General features: G+C 69.3%; 18 protein-coding genes. 8 read left to right on the top strand and 10 right to left on the bottom strand.

The window, feature by feature from the left end:
• Nucleotides 1-285 precede the first annotated feature (285 nt).
• From AC1Q6V_RS03630 to hemL, 4 genes are all read right to left on the bottom strand, one after another.
• A complete protein-coding gene (locus AC1Q6V_RS03630) occupies nucleotides 286-789 on the bottom strand; it encodes a TPM domain-containing protein (RefSeq protein WP_010813021.1) in 504 nt (167 codons plus the stop codon).
• A gap of 20 nt (nucleotides 790-809) precedes the next feature.
• Complete coding sequence (locus AC1Q6V_RS03635; RefSeq protein WP_454750209.1) at nucleotides 810-1,670, bottom strand: TPM domain-containing protein; 861 nt, start codon at nucleotides 1,668-1,670, stop codon at nucleotides 810-812.
• A gap of 13 nt (nucleotides 1,671-1,683) precedes the next feature.
• Nucleotides 1,684-2,310 (bottom strand): LemA family protein, encoded by a 627-nt coding sequence (locus AC1Q6V_RS03640; RefSeq protein ID WP_011614669.1) that lies wholly within the window; start codon nucleotides 2,308-2,310, stop codon nucleotides 1,684-1,686.
• Nucleotides 2,311-2,410: 100 nt separating this feature from the next.
• Nucleotides 2,411-3,703 (bottom strand): glutamate-1-semialdehyde 2,1-aminomutase, encoded by a 1,293-nt coding sequence (gene hemL, locus AC1Q6V_RS03645; protein ID WP_010813018.1) that lies wholly within the window; start codon nucleotides 3,701-3,703, stop codon nucleotides 2,411-2,413.
• 240 nt (nucleotides 3,704-3,943) lie between these two features.
• Between hemL and AC1Q6V_RS03650 the strand changes: the two genes are divergently transcribed.
• The 6 genes from AC1Q6V_RS03650 (at nucleotide 3,944) to AC1Q6V_RS03675 (ending at nucleotide 14,270) form a co-directional block, all read left to right on the top strand.
• Entirely contained in the window at nucleotides 3,944-4,114 is a 171-nt protein-coding gene (locus tag AC1Q6V_RS03650; RefSeq protein ID WP_010813017.1) for a rubredoxin, read from the top strand.
• A 329-nt stretch (nucleotides 4,115-4,443) separates the two neighbouring features.
• A complete protein-coding gene (locus AC1Q6V_RS03655; RefSeq protein WP_010813016.1) occupies nucleotides 4,444-4,935 on the top strand; it encodes a response regulator in 492 nt (163 codons plus the stop codon).
• A gap of 43 nt (nucleotides 4,936-4,978) precedes the next feature.
• Entirely contained in the window at nucleotides 4,979-5,350 is a 372-nt protein-coding gene (locus AC1Q6V_RS03660) for a response regulator (RefSeq protein ID WP_010813015.1), read from the top strand.
• A 55-nt stretch (nucleotides 5,351-5,405) separates the two neighbouring features.
• Nucleotides 5,406-5,966 carry a chemotaxis protein CheW gene (locus AC1Q6V_RS03665; RefSeq protein WP_011614670.1) on the top strand — a complete coding sequence of 187 codons (561 nt, stop codon included), beginning with the start codon at nucleotides 5,406-5,408 and terminating at the stop codon, nucleotides 5,964-5,966.
• Nucleotides 5,967-6,085: 119 nt separating this feature from the next.
• Nucleotides 6,086-8,299, top strand: coding sequence for a methyl-accepting chemotaxis protein (locus AC1Q6V_RS03670; RefSeq protein ID WP_011614671.1), 2,214 nt, complete (start codon nucleotides 6,086-6,088; stop codon nucleotides 8,297-8,299).
• Nucleotides 8,300-8,444: 145 nt separating this feature from the next.
• Nucleotides 8,445-14,270 (top strand): hybrid sensor histidine kinase/response regulator, encoded by a 5,826-nt coding sequence (locus tag AC1Q6V_RS03675; protein ID WP_454750210.1) that lies wholly within the window; start codon nucleotides 8,445-8,447, stop codon nucleotides 14,268-14,270.
• Nucleotides 14,271-14,439: 169 nt separating this feature from the next.
• Here AC1Q6V_RS03675 and AC1Q6V_RS03680 read toward each other — a convergent pair whose 3' ends face one another.
• From AC1Q6V_RS03680 to AC1Q6V_RS03700, 5 genes are all read right to left on the bottom strand, one after another.
• The gene (locus tag AC1Q6V_RS03680; RefSeq protein ID WP_081225841.1) at nucleotides 14,440-14,823 is read right to left on the bottom strand and encodes a hypothetical protein; all 384 of its coding nucleotides are present in this window, start codon (nucleotides 14,821-14,823) and stop codon (nucleotides 14,440-14,442) included.
• 639 nt (nucleotides 14,824-15,462) lie between these two features.
• Nucleotides 15,463-16,770 carry an MFS transporter gene (locus AC1Q6V_RS03685; RefSeq protein WP_010813010.1) on the bottom strand — a complete coding sequence of 436 codons (1,308 nt, stop codon included), beginning with the start codon at nucleotides 16,768-16,770 and terminating at the stop codon, nucleotides 15,463-15,465.
• 81 nt (nucleotides 16,771-16,851) lie between these two features.
• Nucleotides 16,852-17,610: an SDR family oxidoreductase gene (locus AC1Q6V_RS03690; RefSeq protein ID WP_010813009.1), complete on the bottom strand. Its 759-nt coding sequence runs from the start codon at nucleotides 17,608-17,610 to the stop codon at nucleotides 16,852-16,854.
• 60 nt (nucleotides 17,611-17,670) lie between these two features.
• Nucleotides 17,671-17,913 carry a hypothetical protein gene (locus AC1Q6V_RS03695; protein ID WP_010813008.1) on the bottom strand — a complete coding sequence of 81 codons (243 nt, stop codon included), beginning with the start codon at nucleotides 17,911-17,913 and terminating at the stop codon, nucleotides 17,671-17,673.
• The gene (locus tag AC1Q6V_RS03700; RefSeq protein ID WP_010813007.1) at nucleotides 17,906-19,342 is read right to left on the bottom strand and encodes an aldehyde dehydrogenase family protein; all 1,437 of its coding nucleotides are present in this window, start codon (nucleotides 19,340-19,342) and stop codon (nucleotides 17,906-17,908) included. The genes AC1Q6V_RS03695 and AC1Q6V_RS03700 overlap by 8 nt, the downstream gene beginning before the upstream one ends.
• A 201-nt stretch (nucleotides 19,343-19,543) precedes the next feature.
• Between AC1Q6V_RS03700 and ppa the strand changes: the two genes are divergently transcribed.
• Together ppa and AC1Q6V_RS03710 are read left to right on the top strand one after the other, a co-directional pair.
• Nucleotides 19,544-20,071 (top strand): inorganic diphosphatase, encoded by a 528-nt coding sequence (gene ppa / locus AC1Q6V_RS03705; protein WP_010813006.1) that lies wholly within the window; start codon nucleotides 19,544-19,546, stop codon nucleotides 20,069-20,071.
• Nucleotides 20,072-20,196: 125 nt separating this feature from the next.
• Complete coding sequence (locus AC1Q6V_RS03710; RefSeq protein ID WP_454750211.1) at nucleotides 20,197-20,769, top strand: cytochrome b; 573 nt, start codon at nucleotides 20,197-20,199, stop codon at nucleotides 20,767-20,769.
• Nucleotides 20,770-20,785: 16 nt separating this feature from the next.
• Here the strand turns inward: AC1Q6V_RS03710 and AC1Q6V_RS03715 are convergent, their stop codons facing one another.
• Nucleotides 20,786-22,039 carry a GNAT family N-acetyltransferase gene (locus tag AC1Q6V_RS03715; protein ID WP_454750212.1) on the bottom strand — a complete coding sequence of 418 codons (1,254 nt, stop codon included), beginning with the start codon at nucleotides 22,037-22,039 and terminating at the stop codon, nucleotides 20,786-20,788.
• Between the last annotated feature and the right edge of the window lie 159 nt (nucleotides 22,040-22,198).

Consider the following 22,198-nt stretch of genomic DNA (forward strand, 5'->3'; position numbering starts at 1 on the left):
TCCCCCGATCCTTGTCCGCTGGGCTTTCTGGCATGGCATCCCCTTGTTTCAGCGGAGTCTGGGCGCTCCGCCTCACTGGCTGTAATGCAGTTGTTCACCAAGCGTAGCCTGTGAGCGCCAGACGTCATATCGGGCAAAAGTATGTTTCGCCAATGAAAACAGCTCATTGCCTGCAGTGCTGAGCAAGCTGGTGGGCATGATTCCCCGGGGGGGACGGAGGGCCGAATCACGGGATCGCCGACCGAACCCTGGCAAAGCGGCCGAGCGCGGTCGAACGGCCAGACCCTAGAGAAAGACCGGACGGTCGTCCAGCTCGTTCGGGTTGTGCCCGCCGTCGGAGGGGAAGTGCGTGGCCAGCAGTGCATGGATGCTCGCCACCGTGGCCAGCACCGGCCGTACCGACAGGTCCTGTCTGAGTCCCAGCACCAGTTCGTCGCACAGCTCGCGCCAGGTGGCGGGCCCCACGCTGGCGTCGATGCCGCGGTCGGCGAGCAGCTCGACCGCATGGTCGGCCAGGTTGATATAGAGCAGCACGCCGGTATGGTCCGCGGTGTTCCAGACCTCGAGCGCGCCAAACAGGAAGCGGGCGCGCTCGCGCGGCGTGACGCCGGACCAGGCATCGCCCACCGGCAGGCTGGCTTCGATCACCACGCGGATCTCGCCGCGGTGGCTGGCTTCGCCGGCATGCACGGCTGCATGCAGCTGCTGCTGGGCTTCGGCTGGAAAGTGCTTGCGGGCTGCGCTGGCCGTGGTGGCGATATGGTGCAGGGCACGTCGGAGATTCGGCATTGTCTTCGTTCCTTGTGCTGTCACCAGTTGCCCGAGGCGCCGCCGCCGTCGAAGCCGCCGCCGCCCCCGCCACCAAAACCGCCGCCGCTGTCACCGCCCCCGCCAAATCCACCACCACCACCCCAGCCGCCGCGGCGGCCCCAGTCCTGCCCCATGGTGTAGCCGCCCAGTCCGCCGAGGCCGCCGGCGATCACGTCGCGCCCGCGCCGGGTGGTGACGATCTGCGGCCCGCGCCGGCGCAGGATGGCACTGAGGAAGAAGAACACGATGATCGCCAGCGGCAGCAGTGCCGGCAGCCACTCGGCCAGCGCGGACGATTGCTGCGCCTTGCGCTGCGGTGCCGCCAGGCCTTCCTTGTCGATGGTGGCCTGGATCGCCGAGATCCCCGCCGCCAGCCCGCCGTAGAAGTCGTTCTGGCGGAAGTGCGGGGCCATCACGTCCTGCAGGATGCGCTTGGACATGGCATCGGTCAGAGACCCTTGCACGCCGCGCCCGACCTCCAGCCGCATCTTGCGCAGCCCGGGCGGGTTGTCCTTGGCGATCAGCACGATCACGCCGTCGTCGATGCCCTTGCGCCCGGCGCGCCAGGCGTCGGCCACGCGGATGCTGTAGGCATCGATCGGCTCTGGATCGGTGGTGGGCACCATCAGCACGAAGATCTGGCTGCCGCGCTGCTGCTCGTATTCCGCCAGCACGTTCTCGAGCGCGCCGCGCTGCTGCGGCGTCAGCGTGCCGGTCAGATCAGTCACGCGCTGGGTCAGCGGCGGCACCGCGACGAAGCCGTCTGCCGCCAGCGCCGGGCCGGCCAGCAATGCCGCCAGCCAGAGCAGGGCGGCCGCCAGCCAGGCGTGCCGCCAGGGCGAGCGCGGGGTGTGGCCCATGGAGTGGCCCGCCTCAGAATTTGACTGCGGGCGGCGTGGAGATGGCTTTCTCGTTGTCCACCGTGAACGACGGTTTGACCGGGTACTTGAAGATCATCGCCGTCAGGTTGGTCGGGAAGCTGCGCGCCAGCACGTTGTACTGCTGCACCGCGGCGATATAGCGCTGGCGGGCCACGGTGATACGGTTCTCGGTGCCCTCGAGCTGCGATTGCAGGTCGCGGAACGAGGCGTCGGCCTTCAGTTGCGGGTAGTTCTCGGACACCGCCAGCAGGCGCGACAGCGCGCTGGACAGCTCGCCCTGGGCCTGCTGGAAGCGCTTGAAGGCTTCGGGGTCGTTCAGGGTCTCGGGCGAGACCTGGATGCTGGTGGCGGCGGCGCGCGCCTTGGTCACGGCCTCGAGGGTCTCACGCTCGTGCGTGGCGTAGCCCTTGACCGTGTTGACCAGGTTCGGGATCAGGTCGGCGCGGCGCTGGTACTGGTTGATGACTTCGCCCCAGGCTGCCTTGACCGCCTCGTCCTTGGCCTGGAAGTCGTTGTAGCCGCAGGCGGACAGCAGGCTGGCCATGACCGCCAGCAGCAGCCAGCGCAAGACCGGCATCGGCGAGCTGCCGGGCAAGGAGGGGGACGAAGAAGCGCGCATCGGAGACTCCGCGGGTTGGACGAAAACCCAAGTGTAGCGCACCGCCCTTGTCGCCAGAGGTGCAGGCGGCGCACTGGTGCGCCGCCTGCCTGGCAAGGCCTCAGCCCGCCGCGAACGCCTTGCGCGCGGCCTCGAGCGTGGCCGCCAGGATGGCGTCGTCATGCTGCGCCGAGACAAAGCCGGCCTCGAAGGCCGACGGCGCCAGGTAGACGCCGTGATCCAGCATGGCGTGGAAGAAGCGGTTGAAGCGCGCGGTGTCGCTCCTGGTCACTTCGGCGAAGCTGCCCGGCACGCCCTCGCGGAAGTAGATCCCGAACATGCCGCCGATGGCGTCCGCCGCGAACGGTACGCCCGCAGCCTTGGCGGCCTCGGCCAGGCCGTCGGCCAGCTTGCGGGTCTGGCTGGCCAGGCGGTCATAGAAGCCGGGAGCCTGGATCAGCTTGAGCGTGGCCAGGCCCGCGGCCACCGCCAGCGGGTTGCCCGACAGCGTGCCGGCCTGGTAGACGCCGCCCAGCGGCGCCAGTCTGGCCATGATGTCGCGGCGCCCGCCGAAGGCCGCCGCCGGCATGCCGCCGCCGATCACCTTGCCCAGGCAGGTCAGGTCGGGCCGGATGCCGTAGTGCGCCTGCGCGCCGCCCAGCGCCACGCGGAAGCCGGTCATGACCTCGTCCAGGATCAGCACTGCGCCGTCGCGGGTGCAAAGCTCGCGCATGGCCTTCAGGAAGGCATCGCTGGCGCGCACCAGGTTCATGTTGCCGGCCACCGGCTCGACGATCACCGCGGCGATCTCGCCGGCATGCCTGGCGAAGGCCTGTTCCAGCTGCTCGACGTTGTTGTACTCCAGCACCATGGTGTGGCGCGTCACGTCGGCCGGCACGCCGGCCGACGACGGCGCGTTCTGGGTGGTGTCGGCAAAGGTCAGCAGGCCGGAGCCGGCCTTGACCAGCAGGCTGTCGGCGTGGCCGTGGTAGCAGCCTTCGAACTTGATGATCAGGTCGCGCCCGGTGAAGCCGCGCGCCAGCCGCAGTGCGCTCATGGTGGCTTCGGTGCCGGAGGAGACCAGCCGCACCTGCTCGATCGACGGCACCAGCTTGCAGATTTCCTCGGCCATGGTGATCTCGGCCTCGGTCGGGGCGCCGAACGAGAAGCTGTGCGCAGCGGTTTCCTGTACCGCACGCACCACTTCGGGGTGGGCGTGGCCCACGATCATCGGGCCCCAGGAGCCGATGTAGTCGATATAGCGCTGCCCGTCGGCGTCCCACATATAGGCGCCTTCGGCACGCGTGATGAAGCGCGGCGTGCCGCCCACCGAGCGGAAGGCGCGCACGGGCGAGTTGACGCCCCCGGGAATGGTCTGCTGGGCGCGGTCGAAGAGCTGCTGATTACGGGACATGGCGTTGAGGTGAGGACAAGGACTGCTGGGATCGTGTGCGGCGGCCCGGGACTTATCGTTGACATGCGGCAAAAACAGCGGAAATTCGCTGCAATTGCCGGCCAATCAGGCGCTAACAGGGCGCTAACGTGCGCGAACACGGCGGATCTGGCACGATTCTGGCGGCCGCCGGCTGGCGCCGGCGGCACGGTTTCGGTACCATCTGCGCTGGATTTTAATGGAGAGTGGCCAGAGCCTGTTATGGAATACAAGACTTGGATGTGCCTGATCTGCGGCTGGATCTACGATGAAGCCGCAGGCGCGCCGGAAGACGGCATCGCCCCCGGAACCCGGTGGGAAGACGTGCCGATCAACTGGACCTGCCCGGAATGCGGTGCGCGCAAGGAAGATTTCGAGATGGTCGCCATCTGAGGCGACGTCCCCAGAACAACAATAACCGGGCGCGCGTCGCGCCGATGCGACAAAACGCCGGCTGGCCGCGGCCGGCCCCGATTGACGGCCCCCCGGCGTCTTGTCACACTCTGTTGCAAAATGACTGCCCGTCCCTCTGCCGCTGGTGGGGAGGACGGTAGGCAGGTGCGGGTTCCACGCACCGCCACTGCCGGGCACAGCCCGGCCTTGGAAGGGAAACAAGAATTGTCGGGGGTCCGTCGGGGCGCGCATGGGTCGCGCTGCTCCGCGCGGGTGTTCTCTAGTGCTTGCCGGCGCTCCGCAAGGGGCAGCTGGTCGCGGGAACAACAATGCGGGTCGCTCAAACAGAAGAAAACCAGCGGGTCAATACCGCCGGCGCCCAGGGTCTGGCGCCTGGCGTTTCCATTCCGGACACCACGGCGCAGCCGCGCCGCAAGGTGCTGGTCATCGATGATTCCAGCACCATCCGCCGCACCGCGGAGATCTTCCTGTCGCAGGCGGGATACCAGGTGGTGCTGGCCGAAGACGGCTTCGAGGCGCTCGCCAAGGTGGGCGAGCTGCACCCGGACCTGGTCTTCTGCGACATCCTGATGCCCCGCCTGGACGGGTACCAGACCTGCTCCCTGATCAAGAAAAGTCCGCGCTTTCACGCCATCCCCGTGATCATGCTGTCCTCGCGCGACGGCGTGTTCGACCGCTCGCGCGGCCGCCTGGTCGGCGCGCACGACCATCTTGCCAAGCCTTTTACCCGCGAAGCGCTGCTGCACGCCGTGCAGGCCTGCCTGCCATGCCAGGCCGCGGGCCACGTGCTGCCTGCCTGAAGCGCATGCACGCGACGCCATGTACGAATCGAAGGAAAACCTCATGACTGCCATCAACAAGATCCTGATCGTCGACGACTCCCCCACCGAAGCCCTGTTCATGTCCGACCTGCTCGGCAAGCGCGGCTTCAAGGTCTCGGTTGCCAGCAACAGCGACCAGGCCTTCGCGCGCCTGCAGGCCGAGAGCTTCGACCTGATCCTGATGGACGTGGTGATGCCTGGCCAGAACGGCTACCAGGCCACCCGCGCGATCAAGCGCGACGACCGCTTCAAGGACATCCCCGTGATCATGTGCACCAGCAAGGGCCTGGACACCGACCGCATCTGGGGCATGCGCCAGGGCGCGTCGGACTACATCGTCAAGCCCGTCGACGGCGAAGAGCTGCTGGGCAAGATTGCCGCGCTGGCGCACTGAGCTGCCAGCGCAGGCCGTACGGGAAGCCACTGCCACCTGTTCCGGGGACCGCCAGATGAACGCGCCACGCCAAGACCTCCGCGCCCGCCAGACTCGCCTGCAGGACTACCAGGCCATGCTGGCCCGGCGCCTGCGCGAGGCGCGCAGCCTGCCCGCGGCCGACAGCTACCTGGCGCTGCAGGTGGGCGCGCGCAACTGGCTGCTGCCGCTGGCCGATACCGGCGAAGTGCTCGACATGCGCCCGCCCAGCCCGGTGCCGCTGACGCAGCCGTGGTACAGCGGCCTGGTCAATGCGCGCGGCAGCCTGCTGGGCGTGATTGATTTCAGCCTGTTCTGCGGCGGCGCGCCAACGCCACTGCAGCCCGGCAGCAAGATCGTGGTGCTGTCGCGCCAGGTGGAGCGCGCCTGCGCGATCCTGGCCACGCGCGTGGCGGGTTTGCGCCATGCCGCCGACCTGAGCCTGCCGCACGGCGATGCGGCGCCGCCGCCGGCCGGCACGCCGGCATGGGAAGGGCAACGCTTTGCCGACCGCGACGGGCGTGACTGGCAGGTGCTGGACGTGCGCGCGCTGCTGGACGCGCCGGCCTTCCTGCAGGTGGGACGGGTTACGGCCTGAGGCCTGAGGCCCGCCACCGCGCCGCCAATAACAAGAAACAAGAATGACGCGCAGGCCACTGCCTGCCGCACCCGGCACGAGCCGCCGGGCATGACAACGATTAAATGGAAGAGGGTGCCATGGGTTTCAAGAAATTCAGCCTGGGCCGGCGCACGCCGGCAGCCGAAGCAGCCACCGGCCTGGCGGGCGGGCCCGGCATGGCCTATGCCGGCGGCCCGGAACCCGCACCGGCACCCCCATCCGCCGACGGCCTGGGCGCCACGCCAATGGAGCATGTCACGCGCTGGCTTGGGCGCATGCCGTTCTCGTCGCAGCAGCGGCTGCTGACGGTGGGCGTGGTGGTGTCGCTGGTGGCGCTGCTGGGCTCGGTGTACCTGGACAACCGCATCGCCAACAACGCCGCCGCGCAGATCGAGATCGCCGGCGACATGCTGATGCACTCGCAGCGCCTGGGCAAGGCGGTGCCGGTGGCGCTGCTGGGCAATGCGCAGGCCTTCACGCAGCTGCGCCAGTCGAAAGACGCGCTGGCGGGCGACCTGAAGGCGCTGCAGGAAGGCAGCGACGAGAAGCGCGTGCGCGCCACCACCGGCGCGGCCGAACCGCTGCTCGAGACCGCGATGCAATCGTGGAAGCGCTCCGAGAAAAGCGCCGCCGACGTGCTGGCGCAGCAGCCGGTGCTGAACACCATTGGCCAGACGCTGCAGATCTTCAATGCTTCTAACCCCGAGCTGCTGGAATCCGCCGAACAGGTCGCGGCAATCAAGCTGCAGTCCGGCGCCAACGCGCGCGAGGTGGCGGCGTCGGCGCAGCTGGTGATGCTGACGCAGCGCCTGGGCAAGAACCTGAACGAGTTCCTGGCCGGCGAAGGCGTCAACCCCGAAACCGCGTTCCTGCTGGGCAAGGACACCAACACCTTCCGCGAATCGCTGGACGGCCTGCTCAACGGCAGCGAGGCGCTGCGCCTGTCGGCGGCCGCCGACGAAGAAACGCGCGGCTACCTGAAGCAGCTGTCGCAGCGCTTTGAAGCGGTGCAGAAAACCACGCAGACAATCCTGCAGAACCTGCCCGGCCTGATTGCCGCCAAGCGCGCGCAGCAGCAGATCTTCAACGACAACGAGGCGCTGCGCGGCGAACTCTCGGCGCTGCAGCGCGCCTACGCGCAATCGGCGCGCGTGCGCCCGGTGACGCTGGGCGCGACCGTGGTGTCGGCGGCCATGACGCTGCTGTGCCTGGTAGGCCTGGCGGCGCTGTACCTGCGCGACTCACGCGTGCGCGCGCTGGAAGCCGAGGCGCGCGAGCGCGAGGCCGAGTCCCGCCGGCTGGACGAAAAGCGCAACAACGACAATACCCAGAAGGCGATTCTGCAGCTGATGAACGAACTGCAGGACATCGCCGACGGCGACCTGACGCGCCAGGCCACGGTGACCGAGGACATCACCGGCGCCATTGCCGACTCGGTCAATTACACCGTGGAAGAACTGCGCGAGCTGGTCGGCCGGGTGCAGCAGACCGCCGGCGAGGTGACGCAGGCCTCGGGGCAGGTGCAGTCCACCTCGACCCAGCTGGTGTCGACCACCGAAGAGCAGTCGCGCCAGATCCGCCAGACCGGCGAATCGGTGGTGGAGATGGCCGACCGCATCACGCAGGTGTCGCGCGGCGCGGCCGAGTCCGCCAACGTGGCGCGTGCCTCGCTGTCTGCCGCGGAGCAGGGCCAGCAGGCGGTGCAGAACGCCATCACCGGCATGAACGACATCCGCGAGCAGATCCAGGAAACCTCCAAGCGCATCAAGCGCCTGGGCGAGTCGTCGCAGGAGATCGGTGAAATCGTCGAGCTGATCTCGGACATTACCGAGCAGACCAACGTGCTGGCACTGAACGCCGCCATTCAGGCCGCGTCCGCGGGCGAGGCCGGGCGCGGCTTTTCGGTGGTGGCCGAAGAAGTGCAGCGGCTGGCCGAACGCTCCGGCGAGGCCACCAAGCAGATCGGCGCGCTGATCCGCACCATCCAGACCGATACCCAGGACGCGGTGCACGCCATGGAGCGCAGCACGCAGGGCGTGGTCGAAGGGGCGCGGCTGTCGGACAACGCCGGCGCCGCACTGGTCGAGATCGGGCGCGTGTCGCGCCAGCTGGCCGAGCTGATCGAGCAGATCTCGCAGTCCACCTCGCACGAGGCCGACCTGGCCACCACCGTGGCCCGCCATATCGAACGCATCCTGCAGGTCACCGAGCAGACCACCACCGGCACGCGCCAGACTGCGCAGTCGGTGCGCCAGCTGACGCTGCTGACCGAAGAGCTGCGCAACTCCGTGTCGCGATTCAAGATCGCCTGAGTGGCCGGATGACGCCTGCGACCGCTTCCGCGCACCGCGGCCTTACCAGGCTTAGCGGCCACGCGCTCCATGCCAACTCCGCGCCTGCCGCCTGTTGCGGCAGGTTGCCCGCGGCCGCCCTCCGGGCGCCGCACTGGAAGCCGTCATGTCCCTGAATTTCCCTGTCCCGCGCGATGGCGCCGCAGCCGGCGCACCGGCTGAAGCCAGCGCCGTGCCCGAGCCGGCTCCGGCGCCGCCATCCGCCAGCGCACCTGCTGTTTCCGACCCAGGCGCCCCCGCGCGCGACCTGTCCGGGCTGGCGTGGCTTGCGCCCAGCCTGCGCAGCGCGCTCGAAGACGCCGCCGCCGAGCTTGGCCACTATGTCGACGAGGTCCGCCAGGCGCCCGAAGCGCTGGGCGCGCGCGACACCACCTCGCTGCGGCTGGCCGGCCAGCACCTGCACCAGGCCGCCGGCGCGGTGCATATCGTCGGGCTGCACGGCACCGATCCGTATTGCCAGGCCCTGCGCCGCCTGCTCGAAGCCATCGACGCCGGCACCATTGCCGCCGGCCCCGAGGCGCTGGCGGTATTCCGCGCCGGCGTGCAGGCATTGGCCGAGTATGTCGACGACCTGATGGCCGGTGACGATGAAGCGCCGCTGCGCCTGTTCCAGCCCTACGCGGGCGTGCTGGCGCACCTGGGCGAAGAGCGCGTGCATCCGGCCGACCTGTGGCTCGATGAGCTGCAGATGCTGCCCGGCATGCTGCTGCCGGCGAAGGGCCCGGCGCCGGTCATGCGTGCGCGCCAGCAGTTTGAATCGGCCTTGCTCAAGGCATTGCGCCTGCCTGCGCCGTGCACCGACGCGGCGCTGCTGCGCGAAGCCTGGCTGCCGCTGTGCGCGGCGCTGGACGAGGTGCGCGCCAATGAGCAGGAGGCGCGCCGCGCGGCGGATCATCCGGATCGCGGGGTCTGGCATGTGCTGGGGCTGGTGTTCCGCGCGCTGGGGCTTGGCCTGTTGCCTTCCGACCTGCTGGCCAAGCGCTTTGCCGGCCGCGCCAACCTGCTGCTGCGCCAGTACCTGCAGGGCCATGTGCGCGTGCCGCAGGCGCTGCTCAACGACGCGGTGTTCCTGCTGGTCTGCACCGGCCTGGCCCGCGACGGGGCCGGTGACGACGATGGCGTGGCTGAGCCGCGTGCCGCGTTGCGTGCCGATATTGCGCGCACGCTCGCGGCATTCCGCCTCGACCCCGCGCACGCGCTTGCCAATGCGGACTTCCGCCAGCGCTATTACGGCTGGCTCGACCCGATCGACACGCGCAACCTGCAGCAGGCCGCCGCTGGGCTCGAGCACGCCGCCGCGGGCGAGCCGGCCGGCTGGGAAACCGCGCTGGCCGCGCTGGCCGAAGCCGCGCAGCCGCTCGGGCAGCCGGCGCTGCAGCGCTGCCTGGCGCAGGCGGCCATGCACGGCGGGCAGCACCACCGCGGCGAGGCGCTGGGCGCCGCCGGCATCGCGTTGTTCCTGGCGCGCGCGCTGGCGCTGCCGTGGCGCGTGCACGGGCAATCCGCCCATCCGGCGGCGGCGCGTTTTGCCGCGCAGTGCGAGGCGCTGGCGACATGCCTGGCCGATCCCGCCGCGAGCGCGCCCGCGTGGCTTGCGGGCATGGTCGACGAGGCGCGCGCCCAGGCGCTGCGCAGCGAGGCCGTGACGCAGCTGCGGGCGCAGCTGGACAGCGGTGAATCGTGGCTGGACAGCTTCGACCGCAACGCGGCCCGCGCCGAAGGCGCAGGCCACCTGCGCGATGCCTGCCAGGCCTTCGCCGCGCTTGGCGCCACGCTGGCGCAATTGCAGTCGTCCGCCGCGCTGCCTGCAGCGCTGGTGGACGATGCCGCGCAGGCCGCCGCCGCGGTGCAGTCCGTCAATGCGCGGCTGGCCGTTTCGGGCGAACTCGCTGATGCCAGTGCGCGCGCCGCGCTGCTGGGCGAGGTCGCAGCCGAGCTGGGCGCGGTCCATGCCTTTGCCGATGCGCTGGAATTCGGCCGCGTGCGTCGGGCCGATACGCTTGCCGAGGCCGGCGAGCCCGATGCGCCGCGCGCTGCGCAGCATCCGCTGGCCGCCGCGCGCGCCGCCGCGGCCGAGGCGATCCAGGCTGGCCCCGTTCCCGATGCGCCGCCAGTGCAGCGCCTGCGTGCCGCGCTGCAGGCGCTGGCCGACCAGGCCACCATCGACGACGATGCCGCGCTGCGCCGCCAGGCCGCCGAAGCCACCATGCAATGCAATGCCTGGCTGGCCGGCAGCGATGATGCGGCCGGCAGGCTGGCACTGGCACTGGCCGAGCCGGCACGGGCGGCGGCACCCGCAGCCGCGCCGCCCGCGGCGCAAGGCCTGCCGGCTGACGGCGACAAGTCGGCGCTGGACGCCGAACTGCTCGACATCTTCCTGAACGAAGCCGACGAGGTCCTGGGCGGCATCGCCGGCGACCTCGGCTCGGGCGTTGAGGCGCTGCACGATGCCGATACCCTCAGCCGCGTGCGGCGCGCCTTTCACACGCTCAAGGGCTCCAGCCGCATGGTCGGCCTGCATCGCTATGGCGAAGCGGCGTGGGCGGTCGAGCAGGTCATGAACCTGTGGATTGCCGAAGCGCGCGAGCCGGTGCCCGCGCTGCTGGCGCTGCTGCGCCGCGCCCATGCCGAGTTGTCGGCATGGGCGGCACAGCTGCATCGCGATGCGGCAACCTGGCACGACATCGCGCCGCTGGTGGCAGCCGCCGAAGCGGTGCGCGACCCGGGCGCCGCGCAGGCCGCGGATGAACTGCCAGTACTGCCCGGCGCGGCTGCGGAAGCGCCGCCCGGGCCGGCCGTCGACGCCGCCGGTCACACCGGCGCCGATGCGGTCGGGCACGGCGAAGACAATGTGATCCCGTTCCGCCTGTCCGGCGGCCTGTCGGGCGAGGACGACCACTACAAGGTGATCGGGCCGGTGCGCATCGGCCTGGCGCTCTACAACGTCTACCTGCAGGAGGCCGATGACCTGCTGCGCCAGTTCGCCACCGACATCTCCGAATGGCGGCATGAAGGCCATCCGTGCCCGAGCGAGCTGGGGCTGCGCGTTGCCCACACGCTCCAGGGCAGTGCGTCCACCGTCGGCCTGGAACCCGTGCGTGAGATCGCCGAGGCGCTGGAGGCCCTGCTGCTGCAGCTGGGCTCGCACCCGGTGGCGATGCACCCGGGCGATTTCCGCCTGCTGGAGCAGGCGGTCGAGCGCCTGCGCGGCATGCTGCACCAGTTTGCCGCGGGCGTCTGGCCGGATGCCGATGCCGGCCTGCGCCGCAGCCTGGTTGAGTTTGGCGAGCGCGCGCTGCTGCGTCCGCGCGTGGCGGTGCCCGCGCCGCAGGCGCCGGCCGAGCCGGACGGTTCGGTGGCGCAGCTGCTGGGCCAGTTGCCGCCCGCGCAGGAAGACCAGCCGGAGCCGCCGGCAGTGCCGCATGACGCGGTGGTTATCGCGCTGCCGACCCCGCACCGGGCGCCCGCTGCGCCGGTAGCGGACGAGGGCGCCGCGCCGGATCCCGCGCTGGTCCAGATCTTCCTGGAAGAGGCACAAGGCACGCTGCCCGAGCTGGGCAAGCTGCTGCGCGGCTGGGAAGCCGCCCCGGAAGACTCGCGTCACGGCGGCCTGGTGCTGCGCGCGCTGCATACGCTCAAGGGCAGTGCGCGCATGGCGGGTGCCATGGCGCTGGGCCAGGCCGCGCATGAAATGGAGACGCTGCTCGACGCCAGCCTGCGCGGGCAGGGGCAGCAGGCCGTCGGGCCAAAGCTGTTCGAGCGGCTCTATGCCTGGTACGACCGCATCCTGGCGCATGTCGAGGCGCTGCCGACTGGCCGCCTGCTGCCCGCGGACGATCCGGACGTGGTCAACGGCCTGGCCGAGGTGCCCGAGCAAGCGCAGGCCGATGCGCCGCTGCCGCAGGCGGATACCGTCGTCGAGGCGGTGCCCGCCGCCAGCCTGCCCGCCATGCCGGGGCCGGCAGACGTGATGGTGGCGATGCCGCCGGCCGTGCCCGCCGAGCCGCAACGCGCGCTGGTGCGCGTGCAGGCGCGCGCGCTCGACACGCTGATCAACGAAGCCGGCGAAGTCGGCGCCACGCGCGCGCGCCTGGACAGCGAACTGGAGGCGATGCGCGCCTACCTGGGCGAACTGAACGACAACGTCGCGCGCCTGCGCGGGCAGTTGCGTGAAATCGAGATCCAGGCCGAATCGCAGATGGCGTCGCGCATTGCCGACGCGCAGCACAAGCAGGAATTCGACCCGCTTGAGTTCGACCGCTTCACGCGCTTCCAGGAGCTGACGCGGATGATGGCCGAGTCGGTCAACGACGTGGCCACCGTCGAGCAGAACCTGCAGCGCGGCTTTGACCGCGCCGCCGGCGACCTGGCGGCGCAGGCGCGCCTGACGCGCGGCTTGCAGCGCGGGCTGATGCAGGCGCGCATGGTGCAGTTCGACGCGCTGGCCGAGCGCCTCTACCGCGTGGCACGCCAGGCCGCGGCCGAGACCGGCAAGGAAGTGCGCCTGCTGATCAAGGGCGGCACCGTGGAAATCGACCGCTCGGTGCTGGACCGCATGGCCGGCCCGATCGAGCACCTGATCCGCAACGCGGTGGTGCACGGCATCGAGGCCGCCGCGCCGCGCCGCGCCGCGGGCAAGGCCGCCACTGGTGCGCTGACGCTGGAGGTGCAGCAGGAAGGCAACGAGGTGGTGCTGAATTTCGTCGATGACGGCGGCGGGCTGGACCTGGAGCGCATCCGCGCGCGCGCGGTCGAGCGCCGCCTGCTGGCGCCGGACGACGACGCCAGCGAAGCGCGCCTGACCGAGCTGATCTTTGCGCCGGGCTTCTCCACCGCCGACGCGGTGTCGGAGCTGGCCGGCCGCGGCGTGGGCATGGACGTGGTGCGCGCCGAGACCGTGGCGCTGGGCGGACGCATCACGCTGGAGTCTAAGCCCGGGCAGGGCACCACCTTCACGGTGCACCTGCCGCTGACCACGGCGATCACGCAGGTGCTGGTGATCTCGCTGGGCGCGCGGCGCTATGCCGTTCCCAGCGGCATGATCGACCAGGTCCAGCAGCTGCGCGCCCCGGCACTGCTGGATGCCTACAACCAGGGCCGCCTCACTGTGGCCGGCGCCGAGGTGCCGTTCTTCTACTTCGGCGCGCTGCTGGAGGAAGGCAACGCGGTCGCGGCCGGGCGCAAGTATTCGCCGGTGGTGCTGGTGCGCAGCGGCGCCGAGCGCGTGGCGGTGCATGTTGACGATGTGGTCGGCAACCGCGAAGTGGTGGTCAAGCATATCGGCCCGCACCTGGCACGCCTGGAAGGCATTGCCGGCGCGACCACGCTGGGCGATGGCGAGATCGTGCTGATCTACAACCCGGTGGTGCTGGCGCAGCGCTTGGTGCGCGAACGCGGCCAGCCGGTGCCGCAGGCCTTGCCGCAGACGCCTGCCGTGCAGGCGCGGATGGGCGCGGTTGCGGAACTGGCGAGCGACGGCACCACCGAGCCGGTGCGCGGCCTGGCGGTGCAGCCGACCGTGATGGTGGTGGATGACTCGCTGACCGTGCGCAAGGCCACCCAGCGCCTGCTGAGCCGCGCCGGCTACCAGGTGGTGCTGGCGCGCGACGGTGTGGATGCGCTCAAGCAACTGCAGGATGTCATGCCGGACGCGATGCTGGTCGACATCGAGATGCCGCACATGGACGGCTTCGACCTGACCCGCAACGTGCGCTCCGACGCGCGCACCGCGCATATGCCGCTGGTGATGATCACCTCGCGCACGGCCGACAAGCACCGCCGCTATGCCGAGGAGATCGGCGTCAACGTGTACCTGGGCAAGCCTTACAACGAGGATGAGCTGCTGGGCACGCTGCATCGGTTGCTGGGTGAACGGGCGGCCGGTACGGCGGGGTCGGTGGGGCAGATGCTGGGGGATGGCCAGGCGGACTGACGGTTTGCTCCCCTCTCCCGCTTGCGGGAGAGGGGAGCACCCAATCGGTAAGCGGATGCTGTGCGGAAGCCTGCCAATGACTTCCAAGACAAAAAGGCTCGACATCGCAAGATGCCGAGCCTTTTTTCCTCCTCCACGGGCGCACCGCACGGCGCGCCGTTCCAGCTGACTACCAGCGCATCTGCGCGTTCTTGCCGCCGGTGCTGACCGTGGCAGTCTTGGTCCGGCCCTGGTAAGTCGCCCGCACGTTGTACGTGCCCGACGGCGCCTTCACCAGGCAGCGCGGACCGTCGGCGACAAAGCTGGCGACTTCCTTGCCGCCGCGCATCAGCTTGACGTCCACGTCGGACAGGTACTCGCCGCGCGCGCCCTGCGTGAACAGCAGGCTCATGTTGTACTTGCGCGCCTCCGATTGCAGCGCGACCTGCTCGTCTTCGGCGACACCGCCGCAGATATAGGCGACCGAGCCGGCCGTACGCTGGACCATCGCATCACGCGGCGGCGGCGGGGGCGGCGTGGTCAGCGGCGGGCGTGGCTGCGCGGGCGCTGCCATCGGCGCTGGCGCCGGCGCGGCTGGTGGCGTGCCGGTGGGCGCGGGTGCCGGGGATGCCGTCGGCGGCGGTGCTGCCGTGGCAGGCGCAGCTATGCCCGGCGCGGGTTGTGTGGCAGGGGGCATGGTGTCGGCCGGCGGCGCGGCCGGCATCGTGGCACCCGGGGTCGGCGCCATGGTGCCGGCCGGAGCAGCGGGTGCCGGGGCGGCAGGCGCAGGGTTGGCCTCCACCACCGGCGCCTGCGCATGGCTGGCCGCTGGCACCAGGGCGAGCAGTGCGACCACGCCGGCGCTGAGCGCGATCACCAGGCGCTTGACGCGCGAGCGGCGTGCCAGGCGCGCTTCGACAAGTTCCAGCGAACGGGTAGGGGCAAACGGGGGCAGGTGCAGCATCGTGGCCTCCTTGGGCGAGCTTCGGAATCAGATGCCCCGGAGGACCCCGTGGGATCACTCCGGGTCTCTCTTTTCCATCCTAGGGCCCAAGGGTGGGCGACACTGCCGGGCTTGGTCCTACATCCGCGTCAGCCGACGGCGCATTGTGGCCCGCAGGCGGCGTGTGAGCGACTTCGCAGGTTCCGGAAGAAAAACGGCCCCGCCCGCAAAGGGAAGGGCCGTTGACGGCGTCTGATCCTGGCGGACGGGCTATTTCCGGCTCACCAGCCGCTTGGGCACCGAAAGCGTCAGCGCCGCGCCCACCACCAGGCAGGCGGTCAGCAGGTACATGCCCGAATCGGTGCTGTGGGTCAGGTCCTTGAGCCAGCCCACCGCATAGGGGCTGAGGAAGCCCGCAAGGTTGCCCAGCGAGTTGATCAGCGCGATGCCCGCGGCCGCGCCAGTGCCGGCCAGGAAGGAAGTCGGCAGGCTCCAGAACAGCGGCAGCGTGGTCAGGATGCCGATGGTGGCCAGCGTCAGCGCCACCATTGCCAGCGTGGTGTCGCTATGCCATTGCACCGACAGCAGCAGGCCCAGCGAACCGGCCAGCGCGGGCAGCGCGATATGCCAGCGGCGCTCGCCGCTGCGGTCTGCGCTGTAGGCCACCAGCACCATGCCGACCACTGCGCAGCCATAGGGGATGGCGGTCAGCAGGCCGATATCGAGCGCGCCCCTGACGCCGGTCTGCTTGATGATGGTCGGCAGCCAGAAGCTGACGCCGTACAGGCCCATCACGAAGCAGAAGTAGATCGCGCTCATCAGCCAGACGCGCGGGCTGGACATCACGGTGCGGATCGGCGGGTCTTCCTTGTGCGCATCCTCGCTGGCGATATTGCGCTCCAGCAGCGCCTTCTCTTCCGGCGACAGCCACTTGGCGTGGGCGATGCGGTCGTCCAGGTAGGCCAGCACCCACAGCCCCACCAGGATCGACGGAATGCCCTCGAGCAGGAACATCCACTGCCAGCCGGACCAGCCGTTTTGGCCGTGGAAGGACTGCATGATCCAGCCCGACAGCGGCCCGCCGATCACGCCTGCCAGCGCGACCGCGGTCATGAAGTAGGTGGTGGTGCGCCCGCGCCGGTTGGCCGGGTACCAGTAGGTCAGGTACAGGATGATGCCGGGGAAGAAGCCGGCCTCGGCAATGCCCAGCAGGAAGCGCAGCACGTAGAACATGGTCGGCGTGGTGACGAACATCATCGCCGCCGAGATCGCGCCCCAGGTGATCATGATGCGCGCGATCCAGATGCGCGCGCCCACCTTGTGCAGGATCACGTTGCTGGGCACTTCGAACAGGAAGTAGCCGATAAAGAAGATGCCGGCGCCCAAGCCATAGATGGTCTCGCTGAACTGCAGGTCGTTGAGCATCTGCAGCTTGGCAAAGCCCACGTTGACGCGGTCCAGGTAGGCCACCACGTAGCACAGCAAGAGGAAGGGCACCAGGCGCCAGCTGACCTTGCGGTAGGTGGCGTCTTCAAAGGCGGCGTCGCTGATGCCGGGGTTTACTGCGGTTGTTGTCATGCTGTCTCCTGAGGATATGGCGCTTCTGTATGATGCGTTTACAGCTACGACTAACGGGGAAGGCAGGTGGCCGGCACCGGCTCAGACGCAGCGGCCGCCGTCCACTTCGATGCAGGTGCCGGTGATAAAGGCAGCTTCGTCCGAGGCCAGGTACAGGCAGGCGTTGGCCACGTCCTGCGGGGTCGACATGCGGCCCATCGGGATGGTGGCAAGGAATCTGGCGCGGTTCTCGGGCGTATCGGGCATGCCCATGAATTCTTCGAGCAGGGCGGTGGCGCCGATCACGGGGTTGACGCAGTTGACGCGGATATTGTCCTTGCCGAGTTCCGCGGCCATGGCCTTGCTGGCGGTGATCACCGCGCCCTTGCTGCCGTTGTACCAGACCAGGCCCGGGCGCGGCCGGATGCCGGCGGTGGAGGCAATATTGACGAACACGCCGCCGCCGCGCTGGCGGAAATGCGGGATAAAGGTGCGCGCCGACCAGTAGATGCTCTTGACGTTGACGGCGTAGACGCGGTCGAACTCCTCTTCGGTGACTTCGAGGATGGGCTTGTTGCGATGGGTCGTGCCGGCGTTGTTGACCACGATATGGACGTCGCCGAAGGTGGCCAGCGCGGCTTCGCGCATGGCCTCGGTGCCGGCTTCGCGCGAAACGTCGGCGCGCACCGCGCGGGCCCGGCCGCCGGCGTCGCGGATCGCGGCGGCGACGCGTTCGGCGGCTTCCTCGCGCAGGTCGGCGACCACCACGTTGGCGCCTTCGCGCGCAAAGGTGTGGGCAATGCCTTCGCCGAACCCGGAACCGCCGCCGGTGATGATCGCTACCTTGTTGGCCAGTCTCATGGCTTGTCTCCTGGTGTCGTGGTTATGTTCTGGTGTTCCGTGCTGCGGGGTACTCAATGCCTAGTGCGAGAACGGCCCCCGCCCGCGCAGGGCATTGGCAACCATCATCAGTGCCAGCAGGAAGGGCAGTGCCACATACAGGCACCAGTGCACGCGGTCGCCGACGACGTCGCCCCACTTGCGCTTGAAGACCTGCAGCCGCGGCATGCCGGAAGGATTGGTGGCGCGCTTGTTCCGGACATGCCATGCCATCCAGAAAAAGAAGATGGCAAAGGCGACGGACAGGAAATTGATGTTACCCATGTTGGATGGCGATGGTTTTCAGGGTGGTGAATCCGTACAGGGCCTCGAAGCCCTTCTCGCGGCCGTAGCCAGACTGGCCGGTGCCGCCGAAGGGCAGTTCAACGCCGCCGCCGGCACCGTAGTTGTTGATAAAGACCTGGCCCGCGCGCAGCTTGTGCGCCAGGCGCAGCTGGCGCCCGCCGTCGCGGGTCCAGACGCCGGCCACGAGCCCGTAGGGCGTGCCGTTGGCCAGTGCGATGGCTTCGGCCTCGGTGTCGAACGGCATCGCCGCCAGCAGCGGGCCGAACACTTCTTCCTGCGCCAGCCGGTGCGCCGGCGGCACGTCGCGGAACAGCATCGGCACCTGGTAGTAGCCGGCCTCGGGCGCGTCGGCCACGATCTGGCCTTGCGCCATCACGGCCACGCCGGCGTGCTGCGCATCCGAGACAAAGTCCCACACGCGCTGCTGCTGCTTGCGGCTGATCAGTGGCCCGCATTCCAGGTCCAGCTCGGACGGGCCTACGCGCAGCGACTCGAACACCGACGCCAGCCGGTCGAGCAGCGCGTCATAGACCGGCCGCTCCACCAGCAGGCGGCTGCCGGCCGAGCAGGTCTGGCCGGCATTCTGCACGATGCCGTTGACCACCACCGGCACCAGCGTATCCAGGTCGGCATCGGCAAAGACGATCTGCGGCGACTTGCCGCCCAGCTCCAGCGTGACCGGCACGTGGTTCTCGGCGGCCAGCTGGGCCACCTGCTTGCCGGTCTGGGGCGAGCCGGTGAACGAGATATGGTTGATGCCCGGGTGGCGCGCCAGCGCGGCGCCGGCTTCATGGCCGTAGCCGGTGATGATATTGAGCGCGCCTTCGGGCAGGCCGGCATCGGCGGCGATCTCGGCCACGCGCAGCAGCGACAGGCAGGCGTCCTCGGCCGGCTTGACCACGCAGGCATTGCCGGTGGCCAGCGCCGCGCCCACGCTGCGCCCGAAGATCTGCAGCGGGTAGTTCCACGGGATGATGTGGCCGGTCACGCCGTGCGGCTCGCGCACGGTCAGCACGGTGTAGCCGGGGTTGTAGGGGATGGTCTGGCCGTGCAGCTTGTCCACCGCGCCGGCGTAGAACTCGAAATAGCGGGCCACGGCGCGGGCATCGGCGCGCGCCTGGCGCAGCGGCTTGCCGGTGTCGCGGGCCTCGAGCGCGGCCAGTTCGTCCTCGTGCGCGATCAGCGCCACGGCGACGCGGTTGAGCAGGCGCACCCGCTCCGCTGGCGCCATCTGGCCCCAGGCGCCTTCGGCGGCCTGGCGGGCCGCATGGACGGCGACGTTGATATCGGTGGCGTTGCCGCGTGCGATCTCGGCGAACGGCTCGCCGTTGGACGGATCGAAGACCTTGATGCGCAGGCCGTTGTCGGGCGCGATCAGGCGGTTGGCGACGAAGTGCTGGGCGTGCATGGGTGGCTCCGGGGCAGCGGGTGCAACAGGGGGCAGCACGGCGGCTGCGCTTTTCAGTGACGGCTGAAGAATGCGCCATTATCGCCGACACTGGCCAGCGTGCAATGCGCCGTGCCTGGCCCAGCTGTCAGCCTGCGGTCAGGCATGAGCCGCTATAATGCCCGCCATCCAACAACACCGCGCAGGCATCTGGAGAACCGCATGAGCTTCAACCTCGTAACCCCGGGCAAGGACATCCCCAACGATTTCAACGTCATCATCGAGATCTCGGCCCAGAGCGATCCGGTGAAGTACGAGGCAGACAAGGAAACCGGCCTGCTGTTCGTCGACCGCTTTATCGGCACCGGCATGCGCTATCCGGCCAACTATGGCTACATCCCGCAGACGCTGTCGGGCGACGGCGACCCGGTGGATGTGCTGGTGCTGTCGCCGTTCCCGATCCTGGCCGGCGCCGTGGTGCGCTGCCGTGCACTCGGGATGCTGAAGATGACCGACGAGTCGGGCGTGGACGCCAAGCTGGTCGCCGTGCCGCTGGACAAGCTGTCGCCGGCCACGGCCTACATGAAGGGCCTGTCGGACGTGCCGCAGAACCAGCTGGACCAGATCAAGCACTTCTTTGAGCACTACAAGGCACTGGAAGCCGGCAAGTGGGTCAAGGTCGAAGGCTGGGCTGGCATCGAGGAAGCCCACAAGGAAATCACCGACGGCGTGGCCAACTACAAGAAGTAAGCTGAACCGCCGCTGAAGAAGCCCCGCTCCGGCGGGGTTTTTTGTTGCCGCGCGCTTGATGTACGGCAGCATCCGGGCAAGTGCCTTGCGCTACGCTATGCGGGTGCTGACAAGAGGAGTCCCCTATGAATCCCATCACCGAAATCCAGGCATTGCCGCAGGCCTTGTCGCCGCTGCGCCGCTATGACCGGCTGGCGGTGTGCTTCCACTGGGCGGTGTTCCTGCTGGTGGCGCTGGCCTATTCCGCGATCGAGCTGAAGGGCAGTTTTGCCAAGGGCACGCCGCCGCGCGCGCTGGCGATGACAGTCCATGAATGGGCGGGGGCGCTGGTGCTGGTGCTGGCGGTGCCGCGCCTGGTGTGGCGCCTGGTGCGCGGCGCGCCCGCGCCGGAGCCGGGCGCGCGCTGGATGCAGTTGGCCGGCGAGGCCATGCACTGGGTGCTTTACTTGTATATCCTGGCCCAGCCGCTGCTGGGGCTGCTGGCGACGAACGCTGGCGGCCACCTGCTGGCGTTGCCTTCGCTGGGGCTGGAAGTGCCGGCGATGGTGGCGGCCGACCCGGCGCTGAAGGACACCGTCAAGGAGGTCCACGAGACCCTGGGCACCGCCTTCTACCTGGTGATCGGACTGCACGCGATGGCATCGCTGTTCCACCACTACATGCTGGGCGACAACACGCTGCGGCGGATGTGGCGCTGAGCGCCGGCTTGCGTGTTCAGGCGCGGGCGAACGGGTTGCGTTCGCCCAGTTCGTCCAGGTAGGCGTCAATGCCCTGGCGCTCGCGCGCCAGGAAGCGCTCGACGGCATCGGCAAAGGCGGGATGCGCCAGCCAGTGGGCCGAGCGCGTCGCCACCGGCAGGAAGCCGCGCGCCATCTTGTGCTCGCCCTGGGCGCCGCCTTCGAAGGTGCCTATGCCTTGCTCGATGCAGAATTCCAGCGGCTGGTAGTACGCGGTTTCGAAGTGCAGGCAGGCGTGGTACTCCAGTGCGCCCCAGTAGCGCCCGTAGAGCGTGCTGACTTCCGGCGTGTCGTCATAGACCAGTAGCGAACTGGCGATGGGCTGGCCCTCGCGCTCGGCGATCACCAGCAGCAGGTGCTGCGGCATGGTGGCGCCGATGCGCCGGAAGAAATCCAGGTTCAGGTAGGGCGTGGAATGGTGCTCGCGGTAAGTCTGGCGATAGCACCGGTTGAAGAACTTCCACGCGTCGTCGTCGATCTGCTCGCCACGCAGGCGCCGGAAGCCGATGCCGGCCTGCGCCACCTGGCGGCGCTCGGCGCGGATGTTCTTGCGCTTCTTCTGCGACAGCGTGGCCAGGAAGTCGTCAAAGCTGCCATAGCCGTCATTGGTCCAGTGGAACTGCACGCCGTGCCGCATCAGCATGCCGGCCTGCTGCATCAGCGCGGCCTCGGCCTCGTCGGGGAACAGGATGTGCAGCGACGACATCTGGCTTTCGGCGGCCAGCGCCAGCGCCGTCTGCAGCAGCAGGCGGCGCGCATGGGCGTCTTCGGCCAGCAGCCGCGCGCCGCGCACCGGCGTGAAGGGAATTGCCGCCAGCCACTTGGGGTAGTACTCGAGCCCGTTGCGGGCATAGGCGTCGGCCCAGGCCCAGTCGAAGACATATTCGCCATAGGAATGTGCCTTGGCGTAGAGCGGCATGGCCGCGGCCAGCCGTTCCGGGCGGCCGTCCTTGGCCGGCGCCCACAAAGTCAGGTAGCGCGGGTTCCACCCGGTCTCGGCGCAGGCGCTGCCGCTGGTGTGCAGGGCGTGCAGGAAGGCATGCTTCAGGAACGGCGTGGCGTCGGCGTGGTGCGCCACCAGGGCGTCCCAGGCGGCGGCATCGATCTCGCCCAGGTCGGAGATGATTTCGGTACGGTATTCCTGCGCAGGGTCGCCTGCCGACTTGCGCTTGTGCCGTGCCGGCTGGCGCTGGTCATTGCCCTCGCCGGGCACGCATGATTCAGACTGCATTGCACCAGTTCCCGTCTGTGGATCGATCGAGTCTACCGGAAACGATGCGCCGTTGCTGCGCCGCACGGCAGGGGCGGGCGTCGTAAAATGGAGCATCCTCGTCACCAGTGCTTGCCGAGGCATCCCGGGATGCTTCAGGCGGCGGCATGGTCCGCATGG

The organism is Cupriavidus sp. GW823-FHT07B10 (genome assembly GCF_058794355.1).